The 20,645-nt window shown below is 47.5% G+C and carries 15 protein-coding genes; 14 read left to right on the top strand and 1 reads right to left on the bottom strand.

The window, feature by feature from the left end; all coding sequences use genetic code 11:
* Positions 1-94 precede the first annotated feature (94 nt).
* Positions 95-2,074, bottom strand: coding sequence for an autotransporter outer membrane beta-barrel domain-containing protein (locus DBAC_RS12830; protein ID WP_143890935.1), 1,980 nt, complete (start codon positions 2,072-2,074; stop codon positions 95-97).
* Positions 2,075-2,358: 284 nt separating this feature from the next.
* Between DBAC_RS12830 and DBAC_RS12825 the strand changes: the two genes are divergently transcribed.
* The 14 genes from DBAC_RS12825 (at position 2,359) to DBAC_RS18035 (ending at position 20,644) form a co-directional block, all read left to right on the top strand.
* Positions 2,359-2,685, top strand: a complete 327-nt coding sequence (locus tag DBAC_RS12825) for a hypothetical protein (RefSeq protein ID WP_153304566.1) — start codon at positions 2,359-2,361, stop codon at positions 2,683-2,685.
* Positions 2,686-2,852: 167 nt separating this feature from the next.
* Complete coding sequence (locus DBAC_RS12820) at positions 2,853-3,257, top strand: hypothetical protein (RefSeq protein ID WP_050762096.1); 405 nt, start codon at positions 2,853-2,855, stop codon at positions 3,255-3,257.
* A 1,068-nt stretch (positions 3,258-4,325) separates the two neighbouring features.
* Positions 4,326-5,105 (top strand): transposase, encoded by a 780-nt coding sequence (locus tag DBAC_RS12815; protein ID WP_081434440.1) that lies wholly within the window; start codon positions 4,326-4,328, stop codon positions 5,103-5,105.
* Positions 5,106-5,780: 675 nt separating this feature from the next.
* Entirely contained in the window at positions 5,781-6,311 is a 531-nt protein-coding gene (locus DBAC_RS19130) for a PEP-CTERM sorting domain-containing protein (RefSeq protein ID WP_015774728.1), read from the top strand.
* Positions 6,312-6,693: 382 nt separating this feature from the next.
* Positions 6,694-7,782, top strand: coding sequence for a GDP-mannose 4,6-dehydratase (gene gmd, locus DBAC_RS12810; RefSeq protein WP_015774727.1), 1,089 nt, complete (start codon positions 6,694-6,696; stop codon positions 7,780-7,782).
* Between the two features lie 153 nt (positions 7,783-7,935).
* Positions 7,936-8,943 carry a GDP-L-fucose synthase family protein gene (locus DBAC_RS12805; RefSeq protein ID WP_015774726.1) on the top strand — a complete coding sequence of 336 codons (1,008 nt, stop codon included), beginning with the start codon at positions 7,936-7,938 and terminating at the stop codon, positions 8,941-8,943.
* Between the two features lie 38 nt (positions 8,944-8,981).
* Positions 8,982-10,400 carry a mannose-1-phosphate guanylyltransferase/mannose-6-phosphate isomerase gene (locus DBAC_RS12800; protein WP_015774725.1) on the top strand — a complete coding sequence of 473 codons (1,419 nt, stop codon included), beginning with the start codon at positions 8,982-8,984 and terminating at the stop codon, positions 10,398-10,400.
* 208 nt (positions 10,401-10,608) lie between these two features.
* On the top strand, positions 10,609-11,496 hold the full coding sequence (gene rfbA / locus DBAC_RS12795; RefSeq protein ID WP_015774724.1) for a glucose-1-phosphate thymidylyltransferase RfbA: 888 nt from the start codon (positions 10,609-10,611) through the stop codon (positions 11,494-11,496).
* The gene (gene rfbC, locus DBAC_RS12790; RefSeq protein WP_015774723.1) at positions 11,493-12,050 is read left to right on the top strand and encodes a dTDP-4-dehydrorhamnose 3,5-epimerase; all 558 of its coding nucleotides are present in this window, start codon (positions 11,493-11,495) and stop codon (positions 12,048-12,050) included. Before rfbA ends, rfbC begins: the two co-directional genes overlap by 4 nt.
* Before the next feature lie 101 nt (positions 12,051-12,151).
* Entirely contained in the window at positions 12,152-15,526 is a 3,375-nt protein-coding gene (locus tag DBAC_RS19125) for a beta-galactosidase (RefSeq protein ID WP_167320941.1), read from the top strand.
* A gap of 2 nt (positions 15,527-15,528) precedes the next feature.
* Entirely contained in the window at positions 15,529-17,070 is a 1,542-nt protein-coding gene (locus DBAC_RS12775; RefSeq protein ID WP_015774721.1) for a lipopolysaccharide biosynthesis protein, read from the top strand.
* Positions 17,071-17,137: 67 nt separating this feature from the next.
* Positions 17,138-18,232, top strand: a complete 1,095-nt coding sequence (locus DBAC_RS18515) for a glycosyltransferase WbsX family protein (protein WP_015774720.1) — start codon at positions 17,138-17,140, stop codon at positions 18,230-18,232.
* A gap of 29 nt (positions 18,233-18,261) precedes the next feature.
* Complete coding sequence (locus DBAC_RS19120) at positions 18,262-19,716, top strand: hypothetical protein (RefSeq protein ID WP_015774719.1); 1,455 nt, start codon at positions 18,262-18,264, stop codon at positions 19,714-19,716.
* 25 nt (positions 19,717-19,741) lie between these two features.
* Positions 19,742-20,644: an alpha-1,2-fucosyltransferase gene (locus DBAC_RS18035; RefSeq protein WP_015774718.1), complete on the top strand. Its 903-nt coding sequence runs from the start codon at positions 19,742-19,744 to the stop codon at positions 20,642-20,644.
* The last annotated feature ends 1 nt before the right edge of the window (position 20,645 follow it).

Here is a 20,645-nt window from a genome sequence, read left to right as displayed (position 1 = left end):
GGCTGAGCTACAGGCAGCAAAACTTAATTTGGATTGATGGCGACGGGGCAGTAAAAAGGCGGAGGGTGGCTCCGCCTTTGCGTTCTGGTATTGCTTATGCGGCGAGTTTTCTTCGGAAGCCTACCAGGCCGAGGAGGACCGGGGCGAGAAGTAGCGCTGCGCCGGGGAGAGGGACGGAACTGGCGGTCAGGCTGACCTTGTTGTCGCGGTAGCTGGCGATCCAGTTGATGCCGGTGATTTTACTGTCGATAAGGAACTGGCCCGAGAGGTTTTGCGCTGTGAGGATGGTGAACGAGTCGCCGGCTTTTGGCATGAAGTTGTCCCATGATTCGATGAGCAGGGTTCCGGCAAGATTTGCTTCCCCCATGATGTTCAGAGTGTCGAACAGGCTTGGTTGCGTGCCGCCGAGTTCGATGGCTAGGATACCTTCGCTGCCCTGATTGAAATCGCCTGTAATGGAAAGCGTTCCAGGCGAATTCCCTGGTGCCAGCGTGCCATCGTTGTTGAATGTCTCGACATTGATTTCGCCAGCACCCTGGAACAGGCCGTAGTTGTTGATGGTATCTGTGACTGTCAGTGACCCGCCTTGGAAAGAGTAGTTGCTGCCTGTCCCTACTGTCATGCTGCCCGCAGTGTTGGACCCGCCGGTCTGGGTGAATGTCGCGGTACCTTTGCCGCCGATGTGTTCAAGACCCGAGACGTCGAGCGATCCGCTGGAGAGTTCATAGGTCCCGATGCTGTCGAACACCGCCCCAAGTTCCAGGTTGCCGCGGATGGCGGCGACACCGCCTGTCTGCCTGAAAGTGCCTGACCCGCCCTGGCCGACAACCACGCCACCGGCAGTGAAGGTACCGCTATGCAGGGTGTACGCGCCGGTGGTTGTCGCGTCGTTGCCAAGGATCACACTGCCTGCGGAAACTGAAGGGCCGCCTTCCGCCGATGTTTGTTCACTGCCTTGAATCACTATGCCATTGCCTGACTCGGACCCTCCAGGTTCGCGCATTCCTAGGAGCATGTTTCCGTTGACCCTGAGTGAGGCCGTGTTGTCCAAGCTCACGGATCCTTCTCCTCCGTTGAGACCCAGGAGGATGTCAGACTCAACAACGAGTTTCGCCTGGTCACTCAGGGTGATGCTACCTGCGGAAGCACTCCCGACCACCATATTCTTGTAGACGTGATGCTCACCGTCGCTTTGAAGGAACTGACCTCCGTTCCCGATGATCTCGGACGAGACAAGGAGTCTGCCGTCGCTCATGTCGTAACTTCCTGCGTTGACGACAAGGGTGTGCTCTTCGCTCTCGATGGGCGTTAAGTTGAACGGGTCGAAACCGATGAGGTGGAGTCCGCCAGATTGTGTGAAAAGTCCGGTTCCGTCGCCGCCCACAACGGTGTTGCCCGTCCACAGCACGCCGTTGGCAAGGGTGTATGAGCCCTCGCCGGTGAAAGTTGATCCAAGGATCAGGTCGTCTTTAACGATAACTATTCCGCCTTGTTGCGAGAATGCCCCATCCCCGGCATTACCGACCAGGAGATTGCCGAGTACTCCGAGAAATGAGTCTGTCTGGTCAGGCCCCCACTCTGCGGGAGCTTCGATTTCATCAGGAAGCTTGAATTCACCCGAAATGGCGTATCGGCCGACGCTATCGGTATCGTCGCCCAAGATTAGGCTTTGCGTTTCGACCGTCCCGTATTCATGAACCAAGCTCCCTTTTCCGGTATCGCCGACGAGCATGGATGCGCTTTCGAAATAGAGCGGGGAAGAATCAGTACCTTTTTGGAGTTGGAGTATCGGCTGAAAGTCGGTGGATCCATTTATGATGATATCTGTGAGTTTTGGAAAGTCATCACCGAGAACGTCATAGACGACTGTATAATCGCCGTTATTGGCATCCGGCAGAGATAGTACGACCCTGGAGCCGGTTACGGGCACGCCATTGTCCCAATTCATTGAATTGCTCCAGGATGTGTCCCCAGTGCCGATCCATGATGTGGAACTATCTGCTGCCCATGTGGGGCATGAAATCAGAAAAAATACAAAAGCAAATGCAAACATACAACGCATTTTTGATTTCATGGTGAAGCCTCTCTGCTTCGTTGTCAGGTTTGAAGTCAGCAACAGGAATTTCCTCTCGCCGTTTCCCTCCGCATGCGGCGAGGGAAGTGTCTGCGCCCAGGATGCATGTCCGGTTGGCCGGTTATGCTCTGCATGGGATCGATCATTTACAACCTGTTCCTCGCTGAGTCTGATCGGATCGGATACGGGACGGACGATGCCATAAAGCAAAGATTGCACCATTAATGATGGCAGCGGGAGAGGCAGCGACGGAGGCAGCGACGGAGGCAACGACGGAGGCAGCGATGGAGGCAACGACGGAGGCAGCGACGGAGGCAGCGATGGAGGCAGCGACGGAGGCAGCGACGGAGGCAGCGACGGAGGCAACGACGGAGGCAACGACGGAGGCAACGACGGAGGCAGCGATGGAGGCAACGACGGAGGCAGCGACGGAGGCAGCGACGGAGGCAGCGACGGAGGCAGCGATGGAGGCAGCGATGGAGGCAGCGATGGAGGCAGCGATGGAGGCAGCGACAGAACCAGCGACGGAAGCAGGAACGGAGACAGCGGGCGCGGCGGGGATGGTGGCTGAGAAGGCTGAGCTACAGGCAGCAAAACTTAATTTGGATTGATGGCGACGGGGCAGTAAAAAGGCGGAGGGTGGCTCCGCCTTTGCGTTCTGGTATTGCTTATGCGGCGAGTTTTCTTCGGATGCCGACCAGGCTGTTCTTGGTCTCAGAGACCCAGGCAAGTCTGGGAGCGGCGCTATCATGCGACGGCGGTGGAGAGCGGAGAGCACTTGGTGCGCTGCTCGCTGTACATCGACACCAACATGCTGCGGGCCGGAGTGGTCAGGCATCCTTCGGAGTGGAAGCACGGCGGCTATCACGAGATCGTGAAGCCCAAGCAGCGTTACAAGACAGTGAACCTGTCCGAGTTGTCCAGGCTGGCAGGCTTGCCGGATGATCCGACATTTCCAGAGCATTATGCGGGCTGGGTGGATAACGTGGTCAAGCGCGGGCATCTGTGCCGAGACGATGTGTGGACGGCGGAGCTGGCCGTGGGGAGCGTGAAGTTTGTTGATCATGTGCGCAGGCAGAGCGGATATGCGCCCATTCTGAAGGACGAAAGCAACATGCTCGGCGAACAACCGGCCCCGTACGGAGCGCAGGATTGCGGAAACATGCTGGAGTGGGGATTTTGAAAGTCCGCAACGCGAGTTTTTATTAATGATATTTGTGTGTTAGCTATAAAAATAGGCTGGTTTTGGGTTGATGACCTCATTCTAAGGTCGAAAAAAGGGCCTTTTTAGAGAAAAAAGTGAATGAAATTGGTAAGTTCTTGGTCTCAGAGACCCAGACTTGATACGGAGCGCAGGATTGCGGAAACATGCTGGAGTGGGGATTTTGAAAGTCCGCAACGCGAGTTTTTATTAATGATATTTGTGTGTTAGCTATAAAAATAGGCTGGTTTTGGGTTGATGACCTCATTCTAAGGTCGAAAAAAAGGCCTTTTTTGAAAAAAAAGTGAATGAAATTAGTGGTTTCTTGGTCTCAGAGACCCAGGCGACCCAGGCCAGGATTGCGGAAACATGCTGGAGTGGGGATTTTGAAAGTCCGCAACGCGAGTTTTTATTAATGATATTTGTGTGTTAGCTATAAAAATAGGCTGGTTTTGGGTTGATGACCTCATTCTAAGGTCGAAAAAAGGGCCTTTTTAGAGAAAAAAGTGAATGAAATTGGTAAGTTCTTGGTCTCAGAGACCCAGGCATAGGCACCAATCACCATTCACCAACCAAGACTGTCCAGCAAAATCAGACATCCCATTCTCGTCATCGCTACCGGGTAAAACAAGAAAAGCCACGTCTGGCGGGGCTTTTCGGCGTATGGAGTAAAAAGGCTTCATGGCACGGGTCTTGTAAACTCTTTTGCGTTTTTAGGTGAAAATCCGGAAAGATACGTGTCCGACTTCAGGGCAGGGTGCTGGCAGGGGCCAGCTCCTGATCCCGTTGCCTTTTTCCGATCACCGCTCACTGTTCGCAAGGATTGTTCTAGGTCTCAGAGACCCGGGCGGGGCCTAACTTTTTTTTGAAGGCCAGCGATTTTCAGACAGAATGGGTAGCAGGTCCAATTGGAATAAGATTTTTGCGCTGGTAGCAGTTCATCCAGGCGGTGCACATAGAGTTTGTTTCTCCACAAGCGATGACGGGGAGTATGAGCGTGCAAGCCTTGGACGAGGCGCGGCTTAGATCGATGGGTTATCGGTTGGGCCGATGGGAGTGCCTATCAACGCAGGTCTGGTCTTTATGGGTTACCCGCAACGATTTTTCGAGCCTGGTTATGTCTGGCATCTGACTGCCCGTTGTCACAATCGGGACTTTCTCTTGAATCAGGTATTGTACCGCAAGCTGCTGACAGACACGCTCTTTGAAAATCAGGGCCGTTACCGGGTGCCGGTGCTGAACTTCACGGTGACTTCCAACCACGTTCATCTGCTCGTGGTCAGCCCGACAGACAGGGAAGCGATACCGGAGATGATGCGCGATCTGGGTTCCAAGGTGGCCGCAACGTACAACAAGAAGAGCGACCGCAAGGGAAGCTTCTGGGAGCGGCGCTACCATGCCACGGCGGTGGAGAGCGGAGAGCATCTGGTTCGGTGCTCGCTGTACATCGACACAAACATGGTTCGGGCCGGAGTGGTCAGGCATCCTTCGGAGTGGAAGCACGGCGGCTACCACGAGATCGTGAAGCCCAAGCAGCGTTACAAGACAGTGAACCTGTCCGAGCTGTCCAGGCTGGCAGGCTTGCCGGATGATCCGACATTTCCAGAGCATTATGCGGGCTGGGTGGATAACGTGGTCAAGCGCGGGCATCTGTGCCGAGACGATGTGTGGACGGCGGAGCTGGCCGTGGGGAGCGTGAAGTTTGTTGATCATGTGCGCAGGCAGAGCGGATATGCGCCCATTCTGAAGGACGAAAGCAACATGCTCGGCGAACAACCGGCCCCGTACGGAGCGCAGGATTGCGGAAACATGCTGGAGTGGGGATTTTGAAAGTCCGCAACGCGAGTTTTTATTAATGATATTTGTGTGTTAGCTATAAAAATAGGCTGATTTTGAGTTGATGACCTCATTCTAAGGTCGAAAAAAGGGCCTTTTTCGAGAAAAAAGTGAATGAAATTGGTGGTTTCTTGGTCTCAGAGACCCAGGCGATAGAGACCCAGGCGATAAAACAGGATTGCGGAAACATGCTGGAGTGGGGATTTTGAAAGTCCGCAACGCGAGTTTTTATTAATGATATTTGTGTGTTAGCTATAAAAATAGGCTGATTTTGAGTTGATGACCTCATTCTAAGGTCGAAAAAAGGGCCTTTTTTGAAGAAAAAGATAAGAAAATAAGGCACTTCTTGGTCTCAGAGACCCAGGTCGGCGCGATCTGTGAAAATGGAACGGTCCGAAATGCAAAATTTCCATCCGAAAGAATCAGACATTGGATTTTGCAACAGCTAAGTGCAGGTCTCTTTATATTGCTTGGGGTTACACGGCCATGGCAGGCAAGGCGTATCTGAGGGAATCGGACTGGGCCAGGCTAGGAGTTGGTCAGGGTGGACCGAATTTTAGTATCTATCCGAAATAAAACATTTTTCATTTTTGGCACGGTATTTTCATATGGGCAGTGACTGAAGCGCTGAACAATAAAATTGCAACCCTTAATAGTACGAGGTTGAGAATGAAAAAGATTTTGTTTCTGACGTTGAGTTTGATTTTGGCTTATTCAAGTGCGTTTGCTTCTTTTGATCCATCATCTGCGCCAACAATAGCTCCTATTGATTTAAACCCGATTACACTTGGAACAGAAATCCCTATTTATCAGACTGGTATCATTGGTGAATTTTATCATAAATATACAATGACTTTGCCAGCATCAGATTTTGCAGCAGCAATTGTTTCATTTAATTTTGCTCCTTATACTGACATAGATAATTTTGAAGGATACTTATTTAAAGATAATGGATCAAATAGTTTTACTCAAATATTTGAGGTTGCAGGTGACGCATTGATTAAAACTCAGTTTAATTTGCTTGCAGGTGACTATTTTCTAGCTTTGACTGGTTTTGGGTCCGGTCAAGCTCCCTTCGCAGGAGGAGCGTATACTGGCTTTGTTTCCGCCACGAGTTCCGTCCCAGTTCCCGGTGCCGCAATCCTTCTCGGCTCGGGCCTGCTTGGTCTTGTCGGCCTGCGTCGCCGTCAGATCGTCTAGGCTGCATTCTATCTGACTTTATCCCGGCATGAGGGAGAGATTGCCTCTCTTTCATGCCGGGATTTTTTGTTCTCAAGATCTCTGAATCTTCCATCGCTACCTTTGCCGCTGCCTCCCCCAATCCAGTCCAGCTAAATCAGACACCTCGTCCTCGTCATCGCTACTGCGTAAAACAAGAAAAGCTACGGCTGGCGGCGCTTTTCGGCGTGTGGAGTAAAAAGGCTTCATGGCACGGGACTTGTAAACTCTTTTCGGTTTTTAGGTGAAAATCCGGAAAGATACGTGTCTGACTTCAGGGCAGGCAGCTGACAAGGGTCGGCTCCTGATCCCGTTGTTTATTTCCGGTCGCCGCTCTCCATTCACTGTTCGCAAGGATTATCCATTGAATAAAGTAGCTCTCATCACAGGCATCACAGGTCAGGATGGCGCATATCTGGCGGAATTTCTTCTTGAGAAAGGCTATGAGGTGCATGGCATCAAGCGCCGCGCATCGCTGTTCAACACTGATCGCATCGATCATCTCTATCAGGATCCGCATGAGACCGGACGGCGTTTTGTTCTGCATTACGGCGATCTGTCCGATGCCACCAACCTGATCCGCATCATCCAGCAGGTCCAGCCTGACGAGATTTACAACCTCGCTGCACAGTCTCACGTGCAGGTGTCTTTTGATACGCCAGAATACACGGCCAACGTGGATGGTCTGGGTACGCTGCGTATTCTTGAAGCTATCCGCATCCTGGGCCTGGAGAAGAAGACGCGTTTTTATCAGGCTTCCACCTCCGAGCTGTTTGGCCTGGTGCAGGAAGTCCCCCAGACTGAGAAGACGCCCTTTTATCCGCGCTCTCCCTATGCCTGCGCCAAGCTTTTCGCCTACTGGATCGCGGTCAATTATCGCGAGGCATACGGCATGTATGCGTGCAACGGCATCCTCTTCAACCATGAATCACCCCTTCGCGGTGAGACCTTCGTTACCCGCAAGATCACCCGCGCCTTGGCCCGTATCCATCTTGGCCTTCAGGACTGCCTGCACCTAGGCAACCTGAACGCCTTGCGCGACTGGGGGCACGCCAAGGATTACGTGGAGATGCAGTGGCTCATGCTACAGCAGGATTCGCCGGACGACTATGTCATCGCCACTGGTGAACAGCATTCCGTGCGGGATTTCGTGCAGGCTGCTGCCAAGGAGCTGGGCATGACCATTCAATTCTCAGGCGAAGGCCTGGACGAGAAAGGCGTCAATCCGGCCAATGGCAAAACGGTCGTGGCCGTGGACCCTCGCTATTTTAGGCCTACGGAAGTGGAGACGCTGCTGGGCGATCCGGCCAAAGGTAAAAAGCAACTCGGCTGGACCCCCAAGGTCCGCTTTGAGGAACTGGTAGCCGAGATGGTGCGGTTTGATCTGGAAGACGCGAAAAAGGAAGAGTTGTGTGTGCGTGCTGGTTTTACTGTTAGCTCTCCGTGCGAGTAGCGGCTGTTGAAAAAGGCCCGATTGCTGCGTTGCTGCGGTGAAAATGGAAGCCTCATGTAGACGGCCACACATCGGCTTCCCTTTTCACCTTGCGCCTTGCACTCGAACCTTTTTGAACAGCCTTCAGGTTGGATTTCCAGGAAAGCAAAAAGAATGAAAATAACAGACAAGATTCTAATAGCCGGTGCCGCCGGGATGGTCGGTAGTGCGATCATTCGCGCTCTTTTGGCGCAAGGCTTTCAGAATATCGTCGGGACCATTCATAATGCTGCTCCGGATTTTGGGGGGCGAGTAAGGCTGGAAATGCTTGATTTACTGGATCAGGCTGCAGTCCGTGATTTTTTTAAAGTGGAGCGTCCGGATCATGTCTTTCTTGCAGCTGCAAAAGTCGGCGGGATACATGCCAACAATACCTATCCGGCATCCTTCATCCACGACAATCTGGTCATCCAGTCCAATGTCATCCATTCGGCCTATGAGTCAGGCGTTGATCGTCTGCTTTTTCTGGGATCGTCCTGCATCTATCCCAAGCTTGCCCCGCAGCCCATGCGCGAAGAGCATCTGCTGACCGGACCGCTGGAGCCGACCAACGAGCCGTATGCCCTGGCCAAGATCGCCGGGATCAAGATGTGCGAGTCCTACAATCGGCAGTATGGCACCAAGTTCGTGGCCGTGATGCCGACCAATCTCTATGGGCCGGGGGACAATTTTCATCCGGTGAATTCCCATGTGTTGCCTGCGCTTATACGGCGGTTTCATGAGGCCAAGGAGAGCGGGGTTGAAGAGGTGGTTGTGTGGGGGACGGGGAATGCCAGGCGGGAGTTTTTGCATGTGGATGACATGGCGCAGGCATGCCTTTTTGTCTTGAATCTAGAAGACGCGGTATTTGAACGGGAGCTTTTGAGCTACCCTAATCCTTGTTTTGTGAATGTGGGGTGTGGGGTAGATGTGAGTATTCTGGAGTTGGCCGAGACCGTGGCCCGGATTGTGGGCTATGACGGAAAGCTGTTTTTTGATGCCGAGAAGCCCGAAGGGACGCCAAAGAAACTTCTTGATGCTTCAAGGCTGACCGGACTTGGCTGGAAGGCTGAGATTGGGTTGGAAGAGGGAGTGGGGGGCGCTTATCGGTGGTTTTTGGAGAATGAGGGGACGCGGCAGTAGCGTCCAATTATTTCAGACATCATGCAACGGGAGAAGTGATGATCATTCCTGTCATTCTGGCCGGTGGTTCCGGAACACGGTTGTGGCCTTTATCCAGACAATTGTATCCGAAGCAGTTTCTTCCTCTGGTCAATGGCAAGACTCTTTTCCAGGAGACAGCGCTCAGGCTTGGACAGAACCCGGAAATCGCGCCTCCCATCGTCGTGTGCAACGAAGAGCATCGCTTCATGGTCGCGGAGCAGGCCCGGCAACAGGATGTGCAGCTTTCGAAGATTGTCCTTGAGCCCGCAGGGAAAAACACCGCTCCCGCAGCATACGTCGCCGCCCGGCTTGCCAGTGAATTGCACGACGATCCGATCCTTCTGGTCTTGCCGGCGGATCACCATATCCGTGATCTGTCCATGCTGCTTTCAACCATCGAGATCGGCGCGAGCGTAGCCAGCGCCGGCTCCCTCGTCACGTTCGGAATCGTGCCCCAGTATGCCGAAACCGGATACGGATACATCGAGCGTGGTGAACAGCTTGGTGTCGATAGCGATGCCTTTCACATCAAACGCTTTGTCGAAAAGCCGGATACCCAGACCGCACAGTCGTATCTTGATTCAGGCAAATTCTATTGGAACAGCGGTATGTTCATGTTTTCAGCAAAGCAGTTCATGCAGGAGCTTGAGCGATTCCGTCCAGAAATGGCGGATGCCTGCCAAAAAGCCATTGCCGAAGGGAAAAGCGATCTGGATTTTTTCCGCCTGGATGCCGCAAATTTTGAATCGTGTCCGAGTGATTCGATAGATTACGCAGTTATGGAGCATACTGCCCACGGCGCGGTGATACCGCTTTATGCCGGGTGGAACGATATCGGGTCTTGGAGCGCCCTTTGGGACGTCAAGGACAAGGACGAGAATCAAAACGTAGCCATCGGAGATGTGGTTTCCGAGGACTCGCATGGATCATACATGCATTCGACTGGAAGGCTGTTGGCGGTTGTCGGGGTCAGGGACCATGTCATTGTGGAAACGGCTGATGCCGTGATGGTTTCGCCAAAGGATCGAGTGCAGGATGTAAAGAAACTCGTGGACAAGCTGAAATCAAAAAAGCGTCCGGAGGTCTCGCTGCACAAGAAGGTTTACAGGCCTTGGGGCACTTATGAAACCATCAATCTTGAAGATCGCTTTCAGGTGAAGAGAATCACGGTCAAACCGGGTGCTGTACTGTCATTGCAGAAACATCACCACCGGGCGGAACATTGGGTTGTTGTGAGGGGAACCGCGTTGGTGACGCGGGGAGAAGAAAGTTTACTACTAAAAGAAGATGAGTCCACTTATATACCGCTTGGTTTTATGCATCGATTGGAAAATCCGGGAAAGATTGATCTGGAGTTGGTTGAGGTGCAGACGGGGAGTTATTTGGGGGAGGATGATATTGTTAGAGTTGAGGATGTTTATGGGCGGGGGAATTGATTGGAGTTTTCACGTTGGGATGAAATTTGCCTTCTGTATCTCAAATTTTTATCAATGATAGTGGTCTATTGAATTAAAAAGCTAAATTTCCGTGGCAAATGCAAACCTGAGGCCCAAAAGAGGCCATTTATTGAGAGAAAAATATCAAGATTAGGCAGTTAATGGCATCATGGCCGAAGCTGACCAAGGCGATTAAAAGATCACTTTCATGACGACACGCAAAGGCATAATCCTCGCTGGTGGTACAGGGACCCGCCTGCATCCTGCAACACTCTCTATCTCCAAGCAGCTAATTCCTGTCTACGACAAACCCATGATTTATTACCCCCTGAGCACGCTGCTCTTGGCGGGAATCAGGGACATTTTGGTTATCTCCACACCCCAAGATACGCCACGGTTCGAAAGCCTGCTTGGGGATGGCAGTCAGTGGGGCATCCATTTGAGCTATTCGGTGCAACCTCATCCGGACGGATTGGCACAGGCCTTTTTGATTGGCGAGGAGTTCATTGATGGAAGTCCGTGCGCACTAGTACTGGGCGACAACATCTTCTATGGGCATGATCTTCATAAATTGCTGGCCAGCGCCGTAGCCAGGACTGACCAAGCCACAGTGTTCGCCTACCATGTTCAGGACCCAGAACGCTACGGAGTGGCGGAATTCGACAATTCGGGAAGGGTCCTCTCTCTTGAGGAGAAGCCCTCCTGCCCCAAATCCAACTATGCCGTTACGGGTTTGTATTTCTATGACGGCAATGTGACCGAGTACGCACGATCACTCAAGCCCTCAGTGCGTGGCGAATTAGAGATTACGGACTTGAACCGTCTTTATTTGGAGCAAGGCCGTCTCCGTGTAGAGATGATGGGACGCGGATACGCTTGGCTGGATACGGGCACTCACGATAGTCTGCTCGAAGCAAGTATGTACATCGCTACCTTGGAGAAACGGCAAGGGCTCAAGGTTGCCTGTCCAGAGGAGGTCTGTTTCCGTCAGGGCTGGATTGATGAGGCTCAAGTTATGCGTTTGGCCGAACCCCTGCTCAAAAACGGGTACGGCCGCTATCTGATGAACCTCGTGAAGAGTCAGGGGTGCAAATGAACGCCAAGCCGCTTTCGATCCCTGAGGTCATCTTGTTGACCCCCCGTGTCTTCGGTGATGACCGGGGCTTTTTTTACGAAAGCTTCAATGCTCAAGCTTTCACAAAGGCAACTGGCGTTGCCACAGTTTTTGTGCAGGACAATCATTCGTGTTCTCAGCGGGGTGTGTTGAGGGGCCTTCATTACCAACTTCCTCCGTATGCGCAGGGCAAACTCGTCCGTGTCGTGCATGGTGAGGTCTTTGATGTTGCCGTAGACATCAGGAGATATTCATCGACTTTCGGGAAGTGGGTAGGGACGTTGCTGTCGGCTGAGAACAAGCGTCAATTATGGATCCCGCCAGGATTCGCCCACGGATTCATCACGTTGAGTGATCGCGCTGAGTTTCTTTACAAAACAACAGCCTACTATGCACCTGTAGCGGAACGTTGCATTAGATGGAACGATTTGGATATTGGCATTGATTGGCCATATTCGGAAGCACCCTTCCTTTCAAAGAAAGACAAGCTTGGAACGTCGCTTGTTTTAGCTGAAGGCTTTGAAAGTGAATTTTAGTTGATATTTTTGGCTTAGGCACTCATGTAGAATGCGGGTGAAAGTGAAGTTTAAAATCGCTCATGCAGGCTATTTGTGTAAAATATATTGAGATATTAATTTTGAACGAAAGCAAAAAATATAAAATGAAATTCACAAAAGAATCACTGATGCTTTTATTGGTGTCAATCATTGTTTCTTTTTATTCATCGCATGCTAGTGCTTCAGGTCAAAATTTAAAAGACCTTGAGATTGATCATGATTTAACATTATCTTTTGAAACACCTCATACTAAATGGGCAAAGCCTTATGCTGGTGGAAGAATTAAAGTTCTATTTTTTTCAAGTACTGAAAATAATACTGTTCGTGAATGTGTTGAGCTTATTCAACGTTTTGATATCGAATGTAAGGCAATTTTTTGGACAAAAATAAGTGGTGATAAGAAAAGAGAAATTAATTGGCATGGAGGTAATCTAGGTAGACAGAGAATGACTAATTTGCTGAAAAATAAATGGGATTGTTTCGTTTTTTTCGGGGTTAGTGTAAGTGATCTTCCGGCGATACAAAAAGAAATGGTCATGAATGCTGTTACTCGCGGTGCTGGATTGGTGTCTGTTGAAGCTGATAACCAGAAATTGCGTCTCAAAAAAAACGGTGAATTGCCGATATCTGATTTTATAGTTGATGAAAATACAAGAAAAGCTACTTTGTTGGGTAAAGGTAGAGAAATAGTTGTCTCTGCATGCCCTCAACTTAATTTTACTGAGGGGTGGGAGATTACCTACGACTACTGGCAGGAAAGTCTTGGTCGAGCAGTTCTGTGGGCAGCCCAACAAGAGCCTATGACTCGTCTCAGGCTGGATGTCACTGCGGGTGAAGCCTATTCAGGTCAAAGCCGGGAGATACAGGTTGGAAGGCCTGCCACTTTGAATGCTGATTTTTCTGGAAAACCATTTGGGACTGATCATCGTATACGGATTTCAGTGCGGAAACCGGGTCATGCTGCTCGTGTTTTGCCGGAACAAAGCATCACATTTGGAGCGACCGCCGTATTTAAATTACCAAGTCTTCCTGAAGGCATTTGGCGTGCAGATGCGGTTGTGGTGGGAAGCTTAGGTGTTGAAACTTGGGCCAGTCAACCGTTCGTAGTATCGTCTGAAAGAACCGTTACAGGCTTGAGTGTAAGTAAATATTGGGCTGAGCCAGGAGAATCAATTTCTGGGAAAGTTTTCGTTTCCGGAGTCCCGTTAATAAATGAAATTGTTCGGATACAACTTCTAGACAGTCGTCGGCGTGAACTGGTTCGCCAAGACATTCCTGCAAATGGTAATGAAGTAGAATTTGTATTTGATATAGCAAAGTGGATGCCTATGCTCGTTACCGTTGAGGCACGTCTGCTATCCAATAATGTGGAGATTTCTCGAACACACAGGTATGTTCGAGTTGCCAAGCGTCAGCGGGACCGCTTTAATTTTCTCATATGGGGAGTACCAAAAGGCACTCTGGCTCCCTATGCAGAAGAGAGTCTCGCACGGCAGGGGGTTACACTTCAACTTGACTGGGAGAACCCACCACTCCACGTTGCGGCCAATGACATTTCTTGGATCCCCTTCACCACTCATATTCCGGCAGAGAAAAAATCGAATGGCGTCATGAAACCATTCTGCTGGAATGATGGCTTGGCGGTCTGGAAACAAACCGCAATGCTCGCTTCTATACACAGAAGATCACGAGAACATGGCGTCTTTGTGTATTCTATAGGAGATGAGAACAAGACAAAAGGATCTTGTATATCTAAATTTTGCACTAATACATACCAAGTTTTTCTTCAAGAGTCATATAGTACTTTGGATGCTCTCAATCGCTCTTGGGGTACTGATTTTGAACGGTGGAAAGATGTAGGTCTATTAAATTCCACCGATGATGATGAATTGGCATCGTTAGCTTTAAAAAATTACCCTCGCTGGTTTGACCGCCAGGCCTATAAGTCTTGGAATTACGTTCAGTACTGTCTGAAATACTCCAAAGCATACAAAGGTATTGATCCGCAAGCTAAGACCGGTTTTGATGGTGCTGCTGGATTTGCGACTGGGGATGATATAGATTTGATCATACGTAGCCTTGATTCCTGGGTCCCCTATCAAAGTATTGCAGACGAGGTCATACGCTCAATTGCACCAAGAGAATTCATCCGATCTAACTGGATTGGTGGGCGTGACAAAACATCCGGGCCCCTGTTGTATAAGTATTGGCGGCTTGTAAATTTGGGCGCGGACTCGATCTGGTGGTGGATGTGGAGTTGTATTGGAGACCTGCGCGGTTTTCTCGCTCCCGATCTCAGGCCATTTCCTGAAATCGAGGAGGTTGTCGAAGATACACGTATGGTCAGGGATGGTTTGGGGGACTTGCTGCTCCAATCTGTAATGCTGGATGACGATATTGCAATACTCTATTCTTATCCTTCAGTCTTTGCTCATAAGTTGGATGAGGGAGCTTCCTTTGGTTCATATGAGGAAGCTCATTCTTCACTCATAAAATTTATACGAAATTCGGGGTACCAGTTTCGCTATATAACTGATCGGATGCTGCGCCAAAGCGAGACGGATCTGTCTAAGTTTAGAATGCTCTTTCTCCCACGCGCTGAGGCTATAAGTGACAAGGAGGCGGAACTAATCCGACAATATGTTGCCGGTGGCGGAACAGTGGTCGCGGATTTGAGACCTGGGCTTTATGATGATCATTGTAAAAGGCGTGAAAAGGGGATTCTTGATGACATGTTTGGAATCAAACAGGCCGAAAAAAACAAAATTTTTACGTTAGGACAGGTGATAGTTCGTAGCGTGGGTAAGGGGCGTGCCATTCTTCTCAATAACAAAATGAGCAGCTTGCCCGCGTTAATGGCCGGAGAGACTCTCATCAGAGATTTTTGGGGGGGCGCCCCTGCGATTAAAATTCATGGAAAAATGAACGGCTTGGAGGTTACGCGGTGGCGCAATCAGGGGATTGAGATTTTATCCTTGCTTCGCGAGGGAGTCGAAGTGGAAGGAGTAACGGTTTCCTTGCCAAAGTCGAAATACATTTACGATCTGCGAGCCTTTCGCTCCTATGGCCTGACCGACCATTTCGACACGAATATTATTCCCAATCGAGCTTCGTTTTTTGCTCTGACAGACAGGCACATAGCGCAGCCTGTAGTAAGCCTCCATCTTTCAGAGGCGCGCCAAGGTATGATGGCACAAATGGTAGTAGAAGTGCCAGACGCGGAGGGCAAGCACGCACTCAAGATGGGTGTTAAGGTCGATGGCAATCATGTTGACTGGTTTGATAAGGTCGTACTGGTGGGCGCAGAGCCTGTCACTGTAGAATTGCCGATAGCGTACAATGATCCTGTTGGGAATTACAGCATCGAATTTACCGATCTTTTCTCTGGTAAGAAGTCTCAGGTAAAATTTAACGTTAGTTCGTTTGGTCAGAAAGAACTTTCGCAGGCTGATTAGGTATGCCAGCACAGATTAAGAACCGAACAGAGCGGGCTGTTAAAGGTGCCCTTGTTAGTTTTTTGCAATACGGGACGCAGATGGTCTTGCAACTTTTTCTGGCCCCCTTGGTTCTTCGTATTGCCGGTCAGGAGACGTTGGGCGCGTATGCTCTGCTGATGCAGGTACTCGGCTATCTTGCTATGTTAGACTTGGGTATTTCTGTTTCTCTCAACGTCTTCATGGCGAGAGCGACTGGATGCGACGATTCTGGAAAACGTCTGGTAGCTGTATTGTCTACTGCAAGGACGTTTTTGTGTATTAGTAATGCACTCATAGCAAGTATCATTTTTCTGTTTAGTACTCGATTAGGAATATTTTTTTCATCTACACAACAAACTGTTGAATCTATTCAGTACGGTATGTTAATACTTGCGACATGGCAGGCGCTCAAATCTCCATGGAGTGTATTTGGAATCGGCCTGAGCGCGACACAAAATTTAGCAACCTCCGGTGTTATTGGGATTATTGGCAATGCAGGACGGCTTATTTTCTCATTGGGGTTCCTTTTTCTTGGAATGGGCTTGGCGGGGTTGATACTTGGGCATGTTCTTGCGGAAGCGTTAAATTTTACACTTTCGTCTTGGCAGTTCCGTAAAACATATCCTTCGCTCAAACCTAGGTGGGGGATTTCAGATCGGGTTCTATTGAAGGAAATGCTATCATTTGGCCTTCAGTCAATGCTCATCAATATCGCTTGGCGCTTGGTTTATCTTACCGATAATATAGTAGTAGGCTACCTTTTTGGAGCAGCGGCAGTTAGTGTGTACTATTCAACGCAAATGCCGACTACTATTGCTTTCAACATTGTGAATCGTATACACGATAATGCCTCTCCTGCATTGAATGAGATTTCTGCGCGTGGTGAAGCCAGAAAGTTACGTGATTCATTCTTGAAGTTACATCGATATAGCCTGTTATTTGCGCTTCCTTTGGCTGGAGGAATATATTTACTCAACCAAAAATTTGTAACGTTGTGGGTTGGTTCAGGACAGTATGCGGGTGACACAATGACCACAGCTTTGGCTGCGTTTGTGCTATTAACAACCATTAATCATCTCAGCTTTATTTTCTTTATATCATCAGGCAGGATTTTACTATTCGGAATTATAGGGGTTTTGGAAGGTTTGACTAATCTCGGGCTTTCTATCTGGCTTGGTAAAATTATCGGCCTAGAAGGAGTCATGCTGGCGAGCGTGATTGCCAACATTCCAGCAACCGCGTTGGTTCTCTATATTTCCATGCGAAGACTAGGAATTGGCGTTCTAGAATACCTCCGTCTTTGTGTTTTCCGCTCAATTGTTCCTGCGACAGTAGGTTATCTGTTAGCCTATATGGTAGGAATACTACTTCCTAGCGAGGGGTGGTTTACGTTCATTGCCCAAGGAACGACTATGGTCACGGTGTGCGGTGGAGTGACATATTTATTTTGTTTACTTAATTATGAACAAGATGTTGTGCGAAGAGTATTTAATAAAATAAATTTTTGTCAATATTATAAATGATTACAAATAAATATATTTGATTGAGTTTTTTTCGATTTTTAATGTAAAATAAGGACATCAACTTTATATGTCTTCGATAAAAATCATCGCTTTTAATCTGCCTCAGTATCATCCAATCCCAGAGAATGATGAGTGGTGGGGTGCTGGGTTCACAGAATGGCGCAACGTGGCCAAGGCGCGGCCACTTTTCCCCGGACATAGGCAACCAAACTTGCCTGGAGAGCTCGGTTTTTACGATATGCGTCTGGATGATACTCTTGAGCGCCAGGGTGAACTGGCTGCATGGAGTGGTGTAAGTGCATTCTGCTTCTATCACTATTGGTTTGCTGGACGTCGCCTGCTTGAACGTCCAATTGAGCGTTTGCGTTCCATGACATCGCCAAGCCTTCCGTACTGTCTGTGTTGGGCCAATCATCACTGGACCAACCACTGGGCGGGAATTTCAAATGATATCCTCGTGGAACAAACCTATCCGGGCTTAGGGGATCATCGTGACCACTATCTCTATTGGCGGAATTTCCTATCTGATTCGCGATATTTCAAGGTGAACGGCAAGCCGGCTATGGTGATTTTCAGGCCCAATGATATCCCTAAAGTGGCTCGTTTTGTGGACTTATTTCAGCAGTGGGCACGCGCAGATGGTTTTGGGGATCTATTTTTTATTGGATTAGATCATGACTTGGGTCTGTTAGACGCAGGTTTTGACGCGGTGGCACCGCATAGTCTGAATATAGCCTTGGCCGCCTACCTCAAAGGGCATAGGCGAGCCTATCATTTAGTGCGGCAACGCCTCGGACGGTTTCCGCGTTGGGTCATCGATTATTCTTCTCTCGACAGATATTTCAAAAATCATCTTTGCGATGGTATTACAACGCTGCCGACCGCCATTCCTAATTGGGATAATACGCCTCGCATCGGTCGACGTGGCTTGGTGTTTGCTAATAGTTCCCCGGCCCGATTTGCAGATCATCTACGACGTAGTGTGTCAGGTTTTACGGCTGCTAATGATGGCAAGGATAGAATTCTTTTTATTAAATCGTGGAATGAGTGGGCTGAAGGAAACTATCTTGAACCTGATTTGGTCCATGACAGAGGATGGTTAGAGGCAGTGAGAAGTTTTGTGTCGCAATATAATGATAAAAATTTTTGTAAAGGTAGATAATTTATAGTTTTACTTGGTATTTATAAACTATGATAATTAATCAAAATGAACTAGTTCGTGATGTAAAGCAAATTAATATTTGTTTTTTTTCTAAATATAATTTCTTATTAAAATGTATTGCTTGTGTATTATTCGGTTTGCTAGTGTACTTCTTGTTAAACAGCCTGCTTGTTGTAAGCTTATCTCCGTTTGCAACTTTGTTTAGTTCTTTCATTTCAGGTGGGCTTGGACTTTTATTATCAGCGTTATGTTTGCGTAATATTGATGGATTTAAAATTTTTATATTGTCAATTTTCATTTCTTATATATTAAGAGTTTTTATTGGTGTTGGTTTATATATTAACACTTTTGATTATAATTATTTTTATAACGAAGGTTATTATATTAATAATGGATTAAAAGGAAATGAGTATTTATTAACATACGAAAATGCAGCGATAGCTGCTAAGAGTTTGTTGAATGATCCATGGATTAATCCAAACGATATATATTTAAACAAAGGAATTGATAATAAAAATGCTTATATTCATACGTATATGGGTATATTTTATGCGTTGAGTGGAAGCGATAACGCAATGGATTTAGCTCCTTTTAATGCTTTTCATCATTTAATCGCTGCAATCTTAGTTGTTTGTTTGGCGTTGTCGTGTGGTTATCAGGTAAAGCATTCCGTATACTCTGGCGTGATGATGGCTTGGCTTCCGTGGTTGTTTCCAGCAAGTGTGATGGTGAGAGATAGCGTTGGTTTTGCCGCTGTTGTTTTGTCGATGGTTATTTTGGCCCTTTCTAGGTCTTTGGGTTTGATAGGATATATATTTTTGACTCCAGTAGCTGCTTTAATCGCTTGGTCAGATCGAGCTATATATTTTGGAATAACGTATGTTGTATCATTATATTCATATATTATTGATATCAAAAATTCTAAAAAATCATTTAATCATAAATTTATTCATTTTTTTTATTTGATATTTCTATTAGTTCCATTCATTTATTTTTTTTATGAGTATATTTCTAGTATGACAATCGATTTTCGGCATGAAAATATTGCAACATCTAATAATTTAATTCACAGAATGACGACTTTGCCTTTACTATTATTGCGCGCATTGTCTGGTCCATTCCCTTGGTTTGTTGGATATGGAAATTTTTTTACGTATTTTCATCTTTTTAACTATATGTATCATGTTGTTCAATTTTCATTTTTTATGATTGTTGTTTTTAATTTTAAAAGTTTTTTTAAAGAAATAGATTTATTAATTATTGCATCAACGTTGTACTGGTGTGTTGGTTTTATGGCTGGAGGTGTGCATACAGATTATTTAGCTGTTGCTTTTCCATTTATTACTCCATTTGTTATTAGTGTTCAAAAAAATATATTTATATACATTATTGTATCTTTTATATGTTTTTTAATAGCTAATTTGTTATGGATTTTTTTTGGATTTGCAGGAAGTGGTTCAGTTATGGGTATAACTGGTTATTAAATTAAATGCTGGATGTAGTAGTAAAATGGCAAAAATAGTAACTAGGATAATGGGTGGCATAGGGAACCAGCTTTTTTGCTATGCAGCAGCTCGTCGTTTGGCGCTTGTAAATCACGCGGAACTTGTAATTGATGACGTAACCGGGTTTTCGCGTGATCGAGTATATCGTAGAAGGTATATGTTAGATCATTTTAATATATCTGCTCGTAAAGCAACGAATTATGAACGAATGGAGCCATTTGAACGTTATCGGCGGGGATTAGCGAAGTATATTTCAAAGAAACTACCTTTTTTTGAACGTGAATATATTGAACAGGAAAGAATCGAATTTGATCCGCGATTTTTAGAGTATCGAACTTATAATAATATATATATTGACGGGCTTTGGCAGAGTGAAAATTACTTTAAAGATGTTGAAGATATTATTCGTGATGATCTAAAAATTATTCCTCCAACAGATTTAGAAAACATTAATATCGCAAAAAAAATAAAAAATATACAAAACACCATTGCGATGCACGTTCGATGGTTCGATTTGCCTGGAATAAATTTAGGCAATAATGTTTCAACGTATTATTACCATAGAGCTATTGCTATGATGGAGCAAAGAATAAATGCACCTCACTATTTTCTCTTTTCCGATAATCTTGAGGCGGTTCATTCAAAACTTGATTTACCGGAGGGCCGGGTTACTTTTGTTTCTAATAATGATGGCGACGATAATGCTTACGCCGATCTGTGGTTGATGAGCCAATGTAAACACTTTATCACCGCTAACAGCACGTTCAGTTGGTGGGGGGCTTGGCTTGGTGAGTCCCGAGATTCTGTAGTTTTGGTGCCACGATTTTCACCTGATGGTGGCGTAACTTCATGGTGTTTTACGGGATTGATTCCAGAGCGATGGGAGCAGGTTTCTTCTATTCGCTGAT

Source organism: Desulfomicrobium baculatum DSM 4028, assembly GCF_000023225.1.
GTDB lineage: Bacteria > Desulfobacterota > Desulfovibrionia > Desulfovibrionales > Desulfomicrobiaceae > Desulfomicrobium > Desulfomicrobium baculatum.
Note: the sequence above shows the minus strand (reverse complement) of the source record. Positions and strands in the feature narration are given on the sequence as shown.